This is a genomic window from Enterococcus sp. B2E4 (assembly GCF_030499455.1).
In the GTDB taxonomy this organism is placed as follows: Bacteria; Bacillota; Bacilli; order Lactobacillales; family Enterococcaceae; genus Enterococcus_D; species Enterococcus_D casseliflavus.
Genome location: NZ_JAUKPK010000006.1, coordinates 75,818 through 93,304, shown reverse-complemented (window position 1 = coordinate 93,304; position 17,487 = coordinate 75,818). Strand labels below are relative to the sequence as shown.

At 39.0% G+C, this 17,487-nt stretch carries 17 protein-coding genes; 5 read left to right on the top strand and 12 right to left on the bottom strand.

Translation table 11 applies throughout. The features are described 5' to 3' along the window. Positions 1-255 precede the first annotated feature (255 nt). Positions 256-444: a hypothetical protein gene (locus tag Q1X33_RS06995; protein ID WP_034868570.1), complete on the top strand. Its 189-nt coding sequence runs from the start codon at positions 256-258 to the stop codon at positions 442-444. Between the two features lie 213 nt (positions 445-657). Here Q1X33_RS06995 and Q1X33_RS06990 read toward each other — a convergent pair whose 3' ends face one another. From Q1X33_RS06990 to Q1X33_RS06975, 4 genes are all read right to left on the bottom strand, one after another. Next, positions 658-1,362: a flavodoxin gene (locus Q1X33_RS06990; protein WP_301969602.1), complete on the bottom strand. Its 705-nt coding sequence runs from the start codon at positions 1,360-1,362 to the stop codon at positions 658-660. Between the two features lie 304 nt (positions 1,363-1,666). After that, positions 1,667-3,910: a beta-glucosidase BglX gene (bglX, locus tag Q1X33_RS06985; protein WP_270787895.1), complete on the bottom strand. Its 2,244-nt coding sequence runs from the start codon at positions 3,908-3,910 to the stop codon at positions 1,667-1,669. After that, positions 3,903-5,369: a glycoside hydrolase family 43 protein gene (locus tag Q1X33_RS06980; RefSeq protein ID WP_301969601.1), complete on the bottom strand. Its 1,467-nt coding sequence runs from the start codon at positions 5,367-5,369 to the stop codon at positions 3,903-3,905. The genes bglX and Q1X33_RS06980 overlap by 8 nt, the downstream gene beginning before the upstream one ends. Positions 5,370-5,442: 73 nt before the next feature. After that, positions 5,443-6,720: a PTS sugar transporter subunit IIC gene (locus Q1X33_RS06975; protein WP_034877646.1), complete on the bottom strand. Its 1,278-nt coding sequence runs from the start codon at positions 6,718-6,720 to the stop codon at positions 5,443-5,445. Between the two features lie 176 nt (positions 6,721-6,896). Here Q1X33_RS06975 and Q1X33_RS06970 point away from each other — a divergent pair, with 176 nt between their 5' ends. Further along, positions 6,897-7,886 carry an AraC family transcriptional regulator gene (locus Q1X33_RS06970; protein ID WP_005226036.1) on the top strand — a complete coding sequence of 330 codons (990 nt, stop codon included), beginning with the start codon at positions 6,897-6,899 and terminating at the stop codon, positions 7,884-7,886. A gap of 142 nt (positions 7,887-8,028) precedes the next feature. Continuing rightward, entirely contained in the window at positions 8,029-8,337 is a 309-nt protein-coding gene (locus Q1X33_RS06965) for a hypothetical protein (protein WP_034695606.1), read from the top strand. Here Q1X33_RS06965 and Q1X33_RS16665 read toward each other — a convergent pair. The 5 genes from Q1X33_RS16665 to Q1X33_RS06945 form a co-directional block, all read right to left on the bottom strand. Beyond that, positions 8,334-8,495: a Rid family hydrolase gene (locus tag Q1X33_RS16665; protein WP_367652787.1), complete on the bottom strand. Its 162-nt coding sequence runs from the start codon at positions 8,493-8,495 to the stop codon at positions 8,334-8,336. The two genes, Q1X33_RS06965 and Q1X33_RS16665, sit on opposite strands and share 4 nt — an antisense overlap. Before the next feature lie 80 nt (positions 8,496-8,575). Next, on the bottom strand, positions 8,576-9,964 hold the full coding sequence (locus tag Q1X33_RS06960; RefSeq protein WP_034868562.1) for a tryptophanase: 1,389 nt from the start codon (positions 9,962-9,964) through the stop codon (positions 8,576-8,578). A gap of 83 nt (positions 9,965-10,047) precedes the next feature. Beyond that, positions 10,048-10,542 (bottom strand): nucleoside recognition domain-containing protein, encoded by a 495-nt coding sequence (locus tag Q1X33_RS06955; RefSeq protein ID WP_005231345.1) that lies wholly within the window; start codon positions 10,540-10,542, stop codon positions 10,048-10,050. Beyond that, positions 10,539-11,180, bottom strand: coding sequence for a nucleoside recognition domain-containing protein (locus Q1X33_RS06950; RefSeq protein ID WP_241761006.1), 642 nt, complete (start codon positions 11,178-11,180; stop codon positions 10,539-10,541). Before Q1X33_RS06950 ends, Q1X33_RS06955 begins: the two co-directional genes overlap by 4 nt. An 18-nt stretch (positions 11,181-11,198) precedes the next feature. Then, the gene (locus Q1X33_RS06945) at positions 11,199-12,383 is read right to left on the bottom strand and encodes a M20 family metallopeptidase (RefSeq protein WP_171805160.1); all 1,185 of its coding nucleotides are present in this window, start codon (positions 12,381-12,383) and stop codon (positions 11,199-11,201) included. A 148-nt stretch (positions 12,384-12,531) separates the two neighbouring features. On the opposite strand from Q1X33_RS06945, the gene Q1X33_RS06940 reads away from it, so the two are divergent. Further along, the gene (locus tag Q1X33_RS06940; protein ID WP_005226031.1) at positions 12,532-13,461 is read left to right on the top strand and encodes a LysR family transcriptional regulator; all 930 of its coding nucleotides are present in this window, start codon (positions 12,532-12,534) and stop codon (positions 13,459-13,461) included. Positions 13,462-13,792: 331 nt separating this feature from the next. After that, complete coding sequence (locus Q1X33_RS06935; RefSeq protein ID WP_005226030.1) at positions 13,793-14,293, top strand: hypothetical protein; 501 nt, start codon at positions 13,793-13,795, stop codon at positions 14,291-14,293. Positions 14,294-14,467: 174 nt separating this feature from the next. Here Q1X33_RS06935 and Q1X33_RS06930 read toward each other — a convergent pair whose 3' ends face one another. The 3 genes from Q1X33_RS06930 to Q1X33_RS06920 are packed head-to-tail and all read right to left on the bottom strand — an operon-like array spanning position 14,468 to position 17,450. Further along, positions 14,468-15,157, bottom strand: coding sequence for an ABC transporter ATP-binding protein (locus Q1X33_RS06930; protein WP_005226029.1), 690 nt, complete (start codon positions 15,155-15,157; stop codon positions 14,468-14,470). Continuing rightward, positions 15,151-16,350, bottom strand: a complete 1,200-nt coding sequence (locus Q1X33_RS06925; RefSeq protein ID WP_005226028.1) for a hypothetical protein — start codon at positions 16,348-16,350, stop codon at positions 15,151-15,153. Before Q1X33_RS06925 ends, Q1X33_RS06930 begins: the two co-directional genes overlap by 7 nt. Further along, positions 16,347-17,450: a hypothetical protein gene (locus Q1X33_RS06920; protein ID WP_301969600.1), complete on the bottom strand. Its 1,104-nt coding sequence runs from the start codon at positions 17,448-17,450 to the stop codon at positions 16,347-16,349. The genes Q1X33_RS06925 and Q1X33_RS06920 overlap by 4 nt, the downstream gene beginning before the upstream one ends. Positions 17,451-17,487: the final 37 nt, after the last annotated feature.

Genomic DNA, 17,487 nt, shown 5'->3' with positions numbered 1-17,487 from the left:
AGGTGTTCGAAACAAAAGAGAACCTCCCTCTCCAGTCTCCTTTTCAAGTCTTATGATAACAAAGAATCACTGTTCCAGCGAATCTAGCTAAAAAAGCGTAGGAAATTGCAGAATTGTAAAAAGATTCGTCAACAACATGTAAAAACTGTTCGCTTAAACGAACAGTTTTGTCAGCTGCTTGTTTTTTACGGCTTTTGGCGTAGGATGTATGAGTATCTTGGTATGAGTCCTCATACAATGATTTGGAGGAATATGATGTTAAATTTATCAATTCTTTTATTTTGTGTAGCGATCGCTTTACTCGGACTTGCAGGATTCATCTTTAGAGTGCGTGCGTTGCTGAACAAACGTCCGTGGAATGGTCCTGTATTGCCATTGTCGGTTATTGGTGTGATTCTATTAATCGTCTCTTTGGTCATGATCTACCTTTCTTATCCTAAATAACACGATTGTAGTCAACCTAGAACGAATAAATTGGAAAAATTGACTCTTCTCGGGAATAAGTGGAAGCTCTTGCTTCTAATCCATCAACTCATCCCAAATGATTCATAAATCAACCGCACTAGTTTACCATAATTATATTATGATTATTTCGATTTGTGGTACATCATGAACATGTAGCCGATTGAGAAACGGCTATACTAAACTTGAATTTTGCTAATATCCTAGTTCATCGAGCCAATTCAACAGATTCGGTTCAGCCTCTTCAACACTTCCCGCTCTTGCTGCAAAGCCTTCAAGAAAGTCATACGCTGGATACAACGTTTGAAGTTCGTTTTGACTATTGTTCAATCCACTTCCCCCATGGGTTGCAAAAGGAATGATTTGTTTATCCGTAAGATCATAGGTTTCAAGAAATGTTAAAACGGCTCTTGCGGCACGGTTCCACCAAACGGGAAAGCCGATAAAGAGAACATCCACTTCAGTCATTTCGGCAACGTCAGTCATCAACGTTGGTCGGGCATCTTCTTCCACCTCTCTAGTCGCAAAAGCTGTATGTTCATCGTAAACGTTAGGGTAACCTACTTCTGTTTGAATCGAGAACAACGCACCGCCGGTCTGTTCAGCAATCATTTCTGCTATCACCTGGACATCTCCTACTAAGGTGTCATCGATTACATTAAAACTACTTCCAGAAACTGCTTCGACTGCTGGTTCATGCTCTAAATTTTCTGGTCTTGTGAAGTAGGCGATCAAAATATCGGCCTCTCCATCAATCCCTGTTTCTCTCATTTGTTGCGTAATGGTGTCACTAGTACTTGTTTCTGTTGTACCAATGTCTGGCTCGTCATTCATTGAATCACTGCTACATCCTGTTAGAAAAAGCATTGTCAGAAAAAGTCCTTTTGTCCATTTGTTCATTGAATTGCTCCTTTCTTTTCCCATCAAAAATGGTAGTTCCAGTATAATTCTTGAAGTGGACTTTAAGGCAAGGCAAAAAAAGATTTTTAGGGTTTCCTTTCCCTTTCTCTCACAGAATCAGCACATTATAAGAAGCCTTAAAACATTAAGCGTAGCTTTACGGCTCTCCCCTGTCTTATCTTTCATTTTTCCTCGTGATCTATATTTTTACAAGGTAATACCTAATGAAAACAGTACCTTGTTTGAAATGTTAGAAGTAGTTAAAGGATCAGAAAGCGTTTCGTGTCAGAAAATGATCATATATTCATAGAAGTTCGAAAGTCGCTGCTTCACCTTCTGCAGAATTTTTCCCAATAAATAAAGTAAACAATCCAGGTTCGACGCCAAAAGTCAGATCTTTTTGATAGTAAAAAAGATCTTCTTTAGTTATCGTGAACAAAACGGTTATTTCTTCGTATGGAGACAACGGAATTTTTTTATATTTTTTTAATTCTTTCACTGGCCTAACTACCGATCCAACGTGATCTCTGATATAAAGCTGGACTGTCTCCAATCTGGAGTAAGCAGAATTGTTGCGGATCGTAATTTCAGCTTCCAACGTTTCATTCATAGTTGAATCACTCAATTTTAACGAATGGTATGATGCTTCCCCAAAACTCAACCCATAACCAAATGGAAAGAGCGGCTCGTTTGAGCAATCCAGATACTTCGAAACGAAACGTCCTGTATGTGTCTTGCTGTTCAATGGTCTTCCAGTATTGAAGTGATTGTAGTAAAGTGGCAGCTGCCCTACATCTTCTGGGAAGCTCATACTTAAACGACCAGAAGGATTGACCTTCCCAAAAAGTATGTCAACGATTGCTTGTGCTCCTTCTGTACCAGGAAACCATGCCTGTAATATTGCATCCATTTGTTTTGTTTCTTCTTTTAACACCAGTGGGCGACCACTGAAATTGATCAAGATATTTTTTTTACCAAGAGCGGTCATTTTTTTAATAAAAGCTCTTTGAACAGCTGGTAAATGAAGGTCCGTTCGACTGCCAGCTTCCCCACTTTGCAAACTGTGTTCCCCCATAGCAAAAAGAATAATGTCTGCCTCAGTGCCAGCTTTCAACGCTTCTTTCAGCCAAAGATCTTGCTGTGCAGCTGATGAGGAATTGCCACTGGCAGTATAGCCAAAGTCTCCAAGTATAGAATCATCTTCTAAAAGCGGACAACCTGGTTCGTAATGAACATATTTTTCCGACACTGTATTTTGGAGCGCCGTTTTTAATGTTGTGACATCCTCTGTTTTTCCGTGTACTGCCCATAAACCAATCATTGCTTGGTTGTCACCATATGGACCAACGAGTAATATTTTCTCTTTTTTTGGAGTAAGAGGAAGTACCTCTTGCTTATTCTGCAATAAAACGATCGCTTCGGAGGCAACTTTTCGTGCAAGTTTCCGGTTCTCTTCGGATAAGAGTATTTGAGCTTCTACTTCCTCTGAACTGCCACGGAAGGGATCTTCAAACAGCCCTAAATCCTTTTTAAGTTTCAAGACATGATACACAGCGTCATCGATCAACCGCTGATCGATCGCACCACTTTCCAGCAGCGGACGAAGCTCTTTCGCATAACATCGGGTTTTCATATCGATGTCATTTGTTGCTTCGATCGCTAATTTGGCCGCTTCTCGATCATCCGTAGCAATCCCATGAGGAATTAATTCTTGAACAGCTGCATAATCCGAAATAACGACTCCATCAAACTGCCATTCTTCTCTTAAAATTTGTTTGATCAAAAATTGATTAGCAGTAGCGGGAATACCATCATACGTGTTAAAAGAAGTCATGACTAGTTTGCATCCTGCCTCGACAGCCGCTTTATAGCCGCTTAAGTAGTCTTGACGCAGTTTGCGTTCGCTCATATCAACTGTATTATAATCTCGTCCTCCTTCTGATGCACCATAAGCAGCAAAATGTTTAACACAGGCAGCGATTCCGAGCAGTGTTCCCCCTTTTTCTTGCTGAATGCCTTCTACCATTGCTTTCGCAAAATCAGCATTTAGCAGCGGATCCTCTCCTGTCGACTCCAAGCATCGCCCCCATCGAGCATCGCGTACTAAGTCGACCATTGGTGCATATGTTACGTGTGCGCCAGCCGCTCTTGCTTCTTGTGCTGCGGCTTGATAGGCGCTTTGAATCAATGCTGGATTCCATGTTGCTCCCAATCCCAGAGGGATCGGAAAGACTGTTCGGTATCCATAGATGATATCTGCCATGAACAATAGTGGGATTTTGTGTCGACTTTTTCTTAAGTAGTCTGTTTGAATCTTTCGAGTTACTTGGGCACCTGTGACGTTCAATACCGAACCAACAACATCGATGGTTTGTTGTTCGATGCCAAGTTTTTGCTGAGGACCCAAAGACAAATCGCTTCCGTGAAAGAATTCTCCAGATAACTGCACCAATTGGCCGATTTTTTCGTCTAAGGTCAGTTGGTTGACTAATTGTACCAGTGTTTGATTTTTCATATTATTACTCCTCGCATAGTTTTTTCTATTGATATCTTAGTTCTGGTGTGATGAATCGAGTCTTTCCTGTAGCTGCTTCTGCAAAGACTCCTAACTGGACACCGGTAAATTTTGAGTCAGAACATTCATTTGTAAAATGACGTACAGCGATTTGATCTTTGAACACTACTGTATTCGTTTCATCTAAAATCAGCAGGTTGTAGCTGTTGCTGTCTCCAGACAATTTCAGAGTCAACCGCTCTCTATCTTTTAAATTATTGGATCGATACAGAAGTAAATCAAAGATGTTTTTCCTGCCAAAAAGTTCTGTTTGGTGTTTTGTTTTTCGCAATCCAAATTGGCAAAAATTCAAGTCATCCTTGTAGATTGCTATACCAAAAGTCCCCTCCTGACATTCGTCGACCATCAAAGTGGTTTCAAAGCAGCAGGTAGTATCAGCTTGACATAAGGACAAAAAGGCAATGGGCTCGTCCTTAGAAGTTCCTAAACGAGTCGGTAAGTTATCAATGATCAAATCAGTATCATACGTATAATCAATTGGCAAACGTACACTCTGCAACTTCTTGCAGAGAAAAGGTACTAGTTCATTCCGCTGCTTAACGCTTTTTGAAAAACGATCTGTTTCAACTTCAACCGATGCATTCCCTGTCTGATTGACAACTGGCCAACCATCTATCCACTCTACAGGTAATAAAATCGTTTCACGACCAAGCAGGGTGAAATGACGGTTGGGCCTAGTCGCAAGAGCGGTCAGCCACCAAGAACCTTTTTTGTCTTGAAAGAAATCTGCGTGCCCTACGGCTTGAAGCCTCGATTTGATATCTCTATTAGAGAGGATAGGATTCGTATTAGCTCCTTCATACGGACCATTGATTGATTTGCTTCTTTGAATCGTTACCATATGGCCTTCTCTTGTGCCACCTTCTGCCAATACAAGATAGTACCATTCGTCTTTCTTGAATAGATGCGGTGCTTCTGCGTCGCGTCCACCGCAACCTTGGCTGATTGCTACCGGATCTGTCAGCATTTTCCCGCTGTAAGGATCGATTTCAAATTGTAGAATGCTGTTTTTCCCTTTCATTGATGCAGCAAGTTGGAAGAAAAATCGGCCATCAATAAATGAAATTGAGGGATCGATCCCAAAAGGACAATCGATCCAGATTGGATCAGACCAACCATGGTCAAGGTTTTTCGTATGGCAGATGAAATTCCCTTGGGTGACATTTGTACATACTAGAAAATATGTTTCCTCAAAGAAGCGGATCGTTGGGGCAAAAAGTCCCATCGAGTTGCTGATTTCTTTCAGATTGATATGATCCGGACAATCAATCGCATACTGCTTAAAATGCCAATTGAGCAGATCCTGGCTTTCAAAAATCGGCAGACAAGGAAAAAATTCAAAACTTGAACAGACTATATAGTAGGATTTCCCATCGAAACAGATACTCGGATCAGGATGAAATCCTTTGATAATTGGATTGGTATACTTCATTGTGCTCCTCTTTTCTCTTTTAGTGCCACATGTAAAAAGAAGAAAGCGATACTAGCCGCTTTCTTCATCGAGTTTACACTTTCTCCTTCAATGCGGCTTGTTCCAATTGATAGGTTTCTTTATCCAGCTTTTTAAACCACGGATACCATAATATCGGTGACAAAATCAGTTGAATGAACAACTGTAGAATGATAATCGATAGTTTCCCTTGAACAGCTGCATGGAACCCAATTGGTAAACCGAAAATGGCAGTAACACCAGTAAAACGAGCGACAAATCCAAAACGTGTTAAAACATAAGCTAAAATTAAAGCAATGCTATTATTGGTAATGAATGGTACCGCTAATTTAAAGTTTAATACCAAAGGCGTACCAAAAATCAATGGTTCAGTGATTCCGAAAAGAGCTGGAACAATTGCGACTTTCCCTGTTTCTCGATACTGCTTGCTTTTCGCTCGCAGCATTAATAATGCTAATCCTAAGCCCATACCGCTCCAAGTTATGATCATAAAGAATGCATAGCCAGTAATGTTTGGCGGTGTTTGGCCTGCCGCAACAGCGTTTAAGTTCTCGACGTCCATTGCCATCCACAGGGCTTGAACGATCGGCATAACGACATTTGTTCCATGAATACCGAAAAACCATAAAACCTGTTGAATCAGTGAAATCAGAATGACTGCACTGATTGATCCTCCGATCCCTTGAAGCGGTTCTTGTATGATACTGTAAACAAACTGATGCATGTTGCCGAAGCTGGTTGCTTCAAAGAGTGAATTTAATACAATGAAGAGTACACTGATAAGAACCGTAGGCAAAATTGATTCAAATACTTTTGTTACCATAGGAGGTACACCTGCTGGCATTTTGATCGTCCAACCTTTGTCTTTCAGCCAAATATATACTCTTCCACTTACCAAACCAACGATCATTGCGGAAAATACTCCTTGTGCACTTAGCCAAGTAGCTGGAATCGCGCTGACTTCGTCCGTCGTTGTACCTAGAGGGGTAATGATAAAGAAACTAAGCAATGCGATAATAGCAGCGGAAATACCATCTTCTGACGGACGTAGATTTTTCACTAAATGATAAGCCATTAATACCACGACATAAACAGCCATCGAGCCAATAGTTATTTGATTTAGTTTGCTAAAAACATTTGCGAAACCAGCTAAAAATGAAAGTGCTGGAAGACTATTAGGTAATACTAGAAGTAAAACAGCGATCGAGCCGATCAAAATAGGACCTAGTGTCCCCATCATCGCACCGGAGATCGATTTTAAATAAGCATTGTTGCCTAATTTGTCAAAAAAAGGACTTAATTTATCGAAATAACCTGTGATTTTTTCTTTCATAATATTTCCTTCCAATCATTTATTGTTGATTTGGTAGCGCCTTCAATTTCAACTTGTTTTCAATATAACAAATTATTCTACTGACGCGAATATCAATAAACGCTTTCTTTTTAACAAAAACACAGATTTGACTACTCGATAACGGATTGTTAAAATCGAAAAAAAGGAGTAAAACGATGGACCATTTAGCGCTAGACAACTTGATCCGTGAAGTTTCTTCTCATGAAGAAGCTTACCGTGACGGCAATTTAAAACCCGACTATTCAGATTTTAAAAAAGTAGTTGTCAACGATCAAGAAGTTCTTTGTATGGAACTGACAGATTCACAGATGATTACTAAAGATCAGCCGTTTTTTATAAAACGACATTCTCGTTTTCAGAATTACCCTATTCACTGTCATGATTGGATTGAATTTAACTATATGTATGCTGGAAAATGTCAGCAGATCATTAACAATGAACCACATTTTCTGTATGAAGGGCAAATTTTGCTGATGGATGCAAATACTGTTCACAAGATTGAACCGCTTGGCGAAGATGATATTCTCATTAATTTGATTATTCCCAAGTACTATTTAACTGCAAATTTTTTCAACCGTTTTTCCTCGGAAAGCGTTTTGACTTCATTCTTTATTGAAGCCATCACTCATGGAATGAAACATGATCGATTTATTCATTTTGCTTCAGAAACAAGGACACGTCTACAGTTCTTTTTTAAAGAGTTGTTATGCGAATGGTTTGATCGTTCCACAGCATATACCGACATTTGTGAAGGATTGTTAGGTTTGATCATTTCGGATCTTGTGAATATCTATCAAGATTCTTATACGGATCGTTCCGATCAATATCGAAAGAGCCCGATTGTTCCAATTTTGAAATACATCGAGAAAAATTACGCAAATTTGACTTTGACAGAATTATCGGAACAATTCAACCTTAATCCCAATTATCTGTCCAATCTTTTAAAAAAACATACCGGCTATTCTTACAAAAAACTTGTAATCAATCAACGTATCTTGGCAGCAGATCGTTTTTTACTTTCAACCGACATGGATATCGTTGATATTTCGCAGCAAGTCGGCTTTGAGAATATTAATTTCTTTTACCAAAAATTTAAAGAAGTTTACGGTGTCACTCCGGGTATGAGGAGAAAATTACATTTTTGATCAACGCCTAGGATTGACTGAGAAAACTGTTTTCGTTTTGTCCGTTGTTCTTCGATGACTGGCATCGTCCAACTCCGCTTGGTAATTTTACAAGGAGGTCTGTCTGCTCAACCGGACTAAAATGGAAGATTGGTGATTCGTAATGAGTATAGATCAAATACTTAAGAGTAAGCATTCTTTCTCATCTTCCCTTCTATTTTTAACGTTTGATGGAGGGAATTGCAAACCAGATAAATTCACTAAACAAAAAATCCAGCTGATCGCTGGATTTTTTTGCTTCGAAACTAGGATAAATATTTTACGGGATTTCCCGCTATCACTTCAATTTCAATTAAAGCATTTAGCGGCAGCTCAGCAATTTGAAATGCACTGCGTGCTGGATAGGGTTTTGAAAGATAAGATACCGGATAAAAACAGCATTCACATCACTCATATGCTTGATGTCCTTTAAAATACAGTGACTTTTAGAATATGACTGAATTGAAGATCAACAGCTGCTAGCATCCGCTGAATATTTGTGAATATGTGCTCTGTCTGGTCAATAATGCCCTTGGTCAGTTCATTATTTTTGGGTTGATTCCGAACTATCCAGAAAGGAAAACAAATCATTCGTTGTGATTCCTTGGGATTATGGGCCGATAGCTTGCGGTGCTTCTTTTGTATGAATAATTCTTTTCATTTCAAGCGCCTCAGCTTAAAGGAGCTAAATGCGCTTGGAAGTGGCGAAGAATTGGTGGTTCCCATGTTATCTTATAACCCTGTTGGATCGTATGTGCTCGTTTTTTCACTGAAATCAACGCATCTGCTATAGTGTCCAGATGAGACTGCGTATAGACTCTTCTTGGAATTGCAAGACGGCTGAATTCAAAGTCGGCTTTTAATTGTTTGTTCGTATCTGGATCGTTGCCTAACATATACGACCCAATGTCGCAGGTACGTATACCTGCTTCTTTATAGAGCTCAATACACAATGTCTGTCCTGGATACTCATAATAAGGAATTTGTGGATACATCTCTGCTGCATCAATGAAAACACCATGTCCGCCAACTGGAGATTGATAGGCAATCCCCGCTTCATCTAGTCGCGAAGCCAAATACTCCATTTGTCCGATCCGATACTTCAAATAATTTTCATCTATTCCTTCATACAAACCTATTGCCATCGCTTCAAGATCACGACCTGCTAATCCACCATAAGTGAAAAATCCTTCATAGCTTATACAGTTTGCTTTCACTTTAAGAACAAGTGGTGATTCTTTCTCTTTGATCCCTAACAAGCCGCCCATATTGACAATGGCATCTTTTTTTGCTGACATTGTAAACATGTCTCCGTATTGAAACATCTCTCGAACGATTTCTTTCACCGCTTTGTCTTGGTATCCTTCTTCATCACGTTTGATGAAGTGCGCATTTTCAGCAAAACGAGCGGCATCAATACAAAGTGGAATCTCATACTTTTTACAAATATCTGACACTTCTTGCAAGTTTTTCATTGAAACAGGTTGTCCTCCTGCCGAGTTATTCGTAATTGTCATTACAACTAATCCGACATTGTCTGATCCTTTTTCGAGAATCGTTTTCTCCAGTTTTTCAACATCCATATTCCCTTTGAACTTCGCTCGAATATGCGGATTCTTAGCTTCTTCAATTACACAGTCAATGGGTCTGGCTCCTGCTAAGATCACGTGAGCTCGTGTCGTGTCGAAAAACATATTGGAAATAGCGAACATTCCTTCTGATAAAAACAATGGAAGCAGCACTTTTTCTGCCGCACGACCTTGGTGTACAGGTTGAATATACCCATAGTCAAAAATGTCCTTTCCAGCTTCGATTAATTTATAGTAGCTGGATGAACCGGCATAGGCCTCGTCTCCTTGCATTACACCTGCCCATTGGGTCTGGCTCATAGCATTTGTACCTGAATCAGTCAAAAGGTCAATGTAACAATCTTCTCCTCGTAAGTGAAACAGATTGTAGTTTGCCTCTTTGATTTTTTTAACCCGTTCGGCACGACTTAACATCTTTAACGGTTCTACTGCTTTGATTCTAAATGGTTCTGCAACATATTTTCTTTCCATCATAAAACCTCCTAGATATGATTTATAAAATACCCCGGTTATCGATCTATGATGAGCGGACAGTATATTATCAAATTAATACATTATTGAATATTCATAAGCGACAAAATAAAACGCATAATCAGTAAAGATAGAAACGCATCAAAAACAGGAATAAACAGCATAAATAAGTGCCATTTTTTATTAGTTCCAGCGACTAACACAATTCTTGCGTAATGACCAATCAAAGTCCCCATCAAGATGCATGCGGGAAATAGCATCGTTGCTTGTCCTACTGTTAATACGCCGGAAGCGTATAAAGTAGCAGCTGTAGCACACCCAGATGCCTTGGCGAAAAAAGCCGAAATTAGAACTGCGACAGCCGCACCTGGCAGACCAAACAAGCCCATAACTGGAGAAAAAATGTTTCCCAAGATATCTAACAGGCCTGTTTCGGTCAAAACATAAATCAATGTATAGCCAAGTATCATTGCGGGAATAATATTTTTTACAGCAACTTGAAATCCCTTGGCACAACCTTTTAAAAAAATATCAACCACTGAAGGTGTCATCCCAATATCATTTTGTTTTCCTGTCATGTCTGATTTCCTCTCTTCTCCATAGAAACTTTACGCTTGTCTTGTTTGTTTATAAGGTATCGAACAAGGTTGGCGCCAACTATTTTACAAATGATTTGAACGAGCAAGATAGGTCCTAATGCGATTGGACTGATCAAAAGTAATGGAGCGCCGCCAGTTATTGTATTGTTGATAGGCGCCGATCCTGCATATTGGTAAGCAACAAATGCGGTTCTTTGCCCATCTGTCATTTCTTTTTTTTCTACTAAATCCCGAGTCATTACTGCAGCTACATCAGAACCTGTAAAACTACTGATAAATGCAACGCCTGCACTTCCTGGAATGCCTAATAAAGGTTTGAGTATTGGACTGAATAGTTTTTGCGAAGCTTCATAAACACCTAAATGCTCGAATACATCAAGTAATCCGCAAAAGAGCATGATCGCCGGCAATAAATTCAAGCCCACTAAGAATCCCTCTCTTGCACCAAAACCGCCAGTTCCCAAAAAGTTTGTATTCGTATCACCGATCAAACCGAATTGCCCGCTGAGATTGGTAAAATCGAAAACTCTCAAGAATGAATCACTTTCGCTAAATGCGCCAGACAGAATAACAACTAACAAAATCAGTGACAACCAACTTTTGATCTTCGTTTTCATTCGGACCTCTCCCATCTCTTATGGATATTGATAGACAGCTGCAGCTGCTAATTTTGTTCTTGAAAATAATGATTCAACCTCGGCATATTCATTCAATGTGTGATTATTCTTCCCTTTACATCCCAATCCGCATAAAGTTGGGACGCCATTAACTACAGCGATCGCTGAATCAGAAATTCCTCCAACAGAAAACGGATGAATCGATCCATATCCTGAATCAAGAGCTGCTTGTTTAAAGTGTTCAAATAATGCCATTACTTCAGGGGTAGTTTCCATACAATCCATGCCCATCTCAAGATTTATTTTTGCTGTTGTTCCATCAATAAAGCTTGTTTTTGCAATTCGGTCTACAGCTGAAACAATCTCATTTTTAATTTTCATGGTTGGAAATCGATAAGCAATACGGATCTCACATTCTTCTGGAATCGTATTTTCACCTATCCCTCCGTTGACCATTCCACAATTCAGCAGTTTTCCTACCGAGATGTCGTTTTCTTTTTCAAGCTCAATAATTTTATACGCTGCTTCCAAGATGGCACTTCTTCCTTTTTCGGGCTCAATGCCGGAATGGGCAGCTATACCTTTGATTTTTAAGGATATGATCCCTCCGCCTTTTCGTCCAACAACTATACCATCATCTTGGTAACCTGTTTCGAAGTTCAATGCCGCGGCAGCCCCTCTTATTTCAGAAGCCAGCACTTCGGCTGCTGTGGAGTCCTTGTGCATCGTTTCTTCATCACCCGCAAGGACTAACTTTATCGGGTAACGTGTGTAGCCGATTTCTTTTAATGCTTTGATCGTATAAAGAGCGATAACCAGTCCGCCTTTCATATCGAGAACACCGGGACCATGTGCAAAGCCATTATCATCGATAGAAAATGGAAACATTTTTATTACTCCTGGTTTAAAAACGGTATCCGTGTGCCCAAGAAAGATGATTGGTTTTTCCTTGTTGGTGTTTTTCCAAAAGGCTGTGAACACATCTCCCGCGTTAGGCATTGAGAGGACCTTTGTTTCTAATCCAATATCTTCCAGCTCTGACTTAATTACGCTGATTACTTTTGCCACTCCTTCTTTTTGCTTTGGCCCACTTTCAATGTTGACCAGTTCCTCCCATAACTCAATCATCTCGGTTCGTTTACTCTCCACATAGGTGTCGATTTGCTTCATAATCATTTTATTTTTTGTTTGCAGCTTGTCCATATTGTTGCCTCCTTAGGTTGAAATAGGAACACATCTGAGAACGTTCTCGTTATCTTAGCTTAATAGTATCAGAATTTTCTTGCAATTCGCATAATCAATTTGTTATAGTCTGGGTATAACTATTCGTTATACCAAAGAGGAGGAAACCATGCAGTTTCAGCAATTAATTTATTTCAATGAAATAATTAAAGCAAAAAGCATGAATCGAGCAGCGAATAATCTATATTTATCACAGCCGAGTTTAAGTAAATCGATGCAAATGCTTGAAGAGGAAATCGGTACTAAGTTATTTATTCGTACAAATAAAGGGGTTATACTCACAGAAAATGGCGAAAAGCTCGCTCAATATTCAAAAACGATTTTGGCACAATTAGAGATGATCAAAAAAATTCCGCAAGAAAAATCCCGTAAAGTCTTAAACATTGCTTCTTACCCCTTGATTACAGTCGAAAAAGTTATTGCAGATTTTTATAATGTATATGATTTCCATCCCCTTGTAATCAATTTTGAGCAATGTCGGCTTAATGATGTAATTGAAAAAGTGGAAAAATCGGATGCTGAAATTGGAATCATTATGTACAATGAAGCACAGTCAAGAGAAATAAAAAACATTTTGAGACACAAGCACTTGCTTTATACTGAATGGATGACCGATACTTGGTATGTTAATCTCGGAAAAAAGAATCCGTTATACCATTCCAAAATGATTTCAATGGAAGAGTTAAGAAGCTTCCCTGTCATACGAAAACCAGATGATTACTATTCCAGTTTAAGTTTTTATCTCGAAATTGACGGTATCCGCCTTGCCGAGTTGGATAAAGTAATATATACAAATGACAATTCCAGTATCATTACAATGCTGCAAAAAACAGATGTTTTTCGTTTTGGACCGTCGATCAGCAAAAATGAGTTCAACCAATATGGAATAAAAACGATTCCTATCAAGAATTGCCAGGTATTCATAAGAATCGGTTGGATTAAACGAAAAAAAGAAATTTTAAGTAACGAGTCACAGTCACTCATAGAGTTCTTTAAAAGAGAAATTTGTGAAAAAAACAGTGAAAATTTATTACTTTGATTAGGATAAAAACGCAACCTTTGATACCTTTCTATAATTAACCTTTTTCCCTGTGATATCAAAATCTTGATAATACAGGAATGCCTTAAAATGATGATTTAGAAAAGATAATTAAATTACGGATAAGAAACTATGAAAATTTCTTTTAAAGAGCTCAATAATCATTTCATACGGGAAACCTGAGGAAGCGAGAATACTGTTTAAGCAACTGAGACATAGTAAAAAAAATCTGAGATTCTTCATTCTATTTACTAGTAATTAGAATGAGATAGATGTATTATTAAGATAAAAGAAATAAGTTGGTATAATTTTACTTAAAAGGAGAAAATACATGAAAAAAATATTTATTGCCTATTTTTTATGTTCAATGTTGGGTCTTGCAGCTTGTAGCACAGGTACCTCGGATAGTGTATCAACCAAAGAAAGCACTACTCGCACTTCGCTTACAAGTGAAAGTACTCTTTCCAGTTCCTCTTCTACAAATGAATCAATAGCTGAAACAACAACTGGAACAATTCCCAGCCAATCATCTGTTACACAGAACACACAAATCCAATCATCAGATATTGCGACTGATTCAAATACACAAGCGAATGCTGACGGTACGCTTTCTATGGAAGATCAAGCATTAGAAATGCTGTATGCCGCTAGACCAGAAATGAAAAATGACGATTATACATTCGCATTTTTCGGGATGGTTGGTGCTGATTATCTTTTCCGAGGTACAAGCATTTCGATTCGTAATCAAGGCGGATCGGGGACAATAGGATTTTTCCGAGTAACACCTGAAGGTGCTGTGATCGATACCGACTCATCGGGAAATCCTTACTAAATCATCCGTTCTTAATGATTCAAAGTTACTATTAAAAAGTTTTGCGGATTTCAACATCCCCAGAACCGAATAGTTGGATATGTTTTTCATTTTTCGAAGAACAAAATGAATAAAGAGAGAGCAAAAAAGAGTTGTCTTTTGCTTCTCTCTTTTTAATTGACGGTTGTCCTTTTATTATTGGCCCTTCACATAAATCTCCTGATATTTTTCCATCAATGATTTTTTAGGATCATTGTATTCAAACATAACCCCATCTTTTAGAAATAAGATCTGCTGAGAGATCTCCTCCAAATTATACAAAATATGAGAAGAAACCATGATCGCTTTTCCTTCTGCAGCCAGCTGCTGCAAAATAGTCGAAACCAATAAAACATTGGTAGGATCCAGTCCGTTCATCACTTCGTCCATGAACATATATGACGTATCCCCGATTACTTGCATCGCAAAACAGAGCCGCTGACGCATGCCTAATGAATAGGTCGCTACGCGGTTTTTTGCATAATCTTCCATTTGTAGCAGATCAATGATCGTTTCAACCTTCTTTGATGACTTCCAAATACTTTTGTATAGCTCAAGATGTTCAATACCGGTAAATTCCTCAAACAATTCACTTTGATCTGGTAATAGAGATACATTTTCTAATAAACGGCTTTTTTTCTTTAGCGAAGTGAAATCTTCGCCGTTTAACGTTATCTCGCCAGAAAAGCGCGATACTTGTCCCAGGATTGCTTTCATCATTGTGGTCTTGCCAGTACCATTTGGCGCTACTAAACCAATAATCGCCTTTTCTGGCAAATCAAAGGAAATATTTTTTAGGATCTGCTTATCTCCAAAATTGACGGATAAATTCTGAATGCTCAACATTTTTTTCGTCTCCCTTCAATCAGATAGGTAAGCAGAAGCAAACCCGTTAAACGAACGATCCAGGCTAATAAGACCCTGACTCCGAAATCAAAACGCATCCGAGGATCATAATAATCAAACCAGCTTCTCCCCAATACGACCTTCCCAATACTAACAAAAGAAGTGGGGAAAAAATGCCAGCTATTGTATGCTCCGCCACCTCGAACCAGATAAAAATTACTGGAAACAAGCAGCAGCAATGAAAACATCGCACTAATAATCTGGGAAGAAAACCACTTATTTAGTAAAAACGCAAATAGAAAACCAAGAATCAGGAACAACACATAGAGAGCAAGGCAACGAAGCAACACATTTCCCAACGTCGATAAACCAAAATTCACTTCGATACCACTCGTCCAATAAACCGCCACTGGATAATCTAAGCGCCCAACTTCATGGGTAAAGCTATAGAGAAAAACGCAAGCCATGACTGGTAAAAGCAAGCTGAGCCCATACGCTAACCCAGCTGCAGCTTTGGCTAAAAATCTGCGAGACTTGCGCAATGGAAATGTCGCAAGCAGTGTCTCATGTTTTTGGTCCCGTGTAAAACTATCACTAATTCCTAAAATGAAAAAGAAAAGCAAAGCCATTGGCAAGATCGTTTCACTGCTTCTGAGCAAGGCCTGCAAAGCCGTTTTTTCCTCCAAGGCTTGTGCTGTCACCTCCCCCTCATAGCGGGCAAATTCCTGATATTTCAAGATATTTTTTTGATAGTCGTAATGTCCATCGATTTTTGCATTCGGATTATTGTTTAAATAATAAGGAATGTCGTAACGTAGAACCCCAATATCGTTTGCGAATAGCTGCTCGTCAGAAAACCGATACCATTCACTCGTGGCTTCAGCGTATTGCCGCCAATCATGATTATCGATCGCTGCTAATCGCATTTGATCCCATTTGTTCCAAATCGGAAATACACTCAGCGCATAATGAACATAAAAGTGAGTGTTTTCATCCACAGTAGTATTTTCTAGAAATGTCTGCCTTTCCGCAACTCTAGTACTGATAACAGGTCGATTGATTTTATCGATCGGCTCGAAAGTGGATGCGACCTGCAACGTATAGTAGACACCTAAGAAGAAAAGCAGAAAAAAAGAGACATACGTTCTTTTTTGGCGAAACTGTCGCTTTAATTCGAACATCCAGATACTCATTTCCTTAATCCCTCTTTCAATCGTTGTGTGGTCAACCAAAAAAGAGCGACCGTATAGATGAGCAAGAGGATCAGAGCGAAATAAAAAGAATAGAATGACCAATCACTGGCAAAAGCATAGTCTCCTTGAAGCAGCTGGAAGACATTCAGAAATTGAAATGGTGTAAGCAGCCAGATCCGACTAGGAACAATCAGCGGTAATGCCCCAAGTAAACTAGCAAGTAAGCAGGTTTGTAAGACGTCTTTCGTTACAGTAAAAATGAACGAGGTCAAACAAATGGCAAAGCCAGTGATGACAATCGTCATCAGAAAATACAAGAGCAAAAAGAGAAGAAATTCAACTGCTTGAATTTCCCGCAACCAATAGGCAAAAGGATATGAAAAATCAACATGATCAAAAAAGAAAGAACAAAAAACAGCACTGATCAAAAGCAAGCTGGTCCCTATGGTGCAAATTGCCAGTCGAATGATGATAGGAATAAAAATTCGGTCTCGTTTTCTAAAAGGTAAGCTGTTGGAAAACTGCGGTCGTTTCACTTCTGAAAGAAAAAGATCTGCTGACCAGAAAACAGTCAAATAAAAAAGTAGTGCGCCATAGAGTAAAAAAACGGTTTTCCAGTAGTCACTGAATCCTTGCTGATTCCAATGAAATTCTTTTCTTTTGGCAAGTACTTGTGTGAACTCACTTGTTTCTTGAACCACTTTTGCCTGTTTTGGAAACAGGGATTGGTCAGTTTCAGCGGCATACTGCTCATAGAACGTTTCCATTTTTTCACCATAATCTATGCTGGCAGATAGATACCGTTGGCGATTTTCTAACATAGCAGATTGTGTCATGGTTGCTAAAGCGTTGGATTGATAGATAAGACTAAGGTAACGCTCATCGGTATTCTCGACATCGGTCAAATCAATTTTTTGATAACTTTGCAAGGCGATATCGATAGATGATAGTCGTGCCTGAGCAATAGCTGCGACTGTTTCTGTCACATTTTTTTGAATGAAAACAAAAAATAGCGGCAATAACAGCAAGAATACTACTATAAAGCGATGCTTTAGGCTGTTTGTTTCTAATTTTAGGTAAAAGAGTAAGGTGTTTTTCAAAAGACGCTCCTCAATAAATCATTTTTAGAAAGTTCAT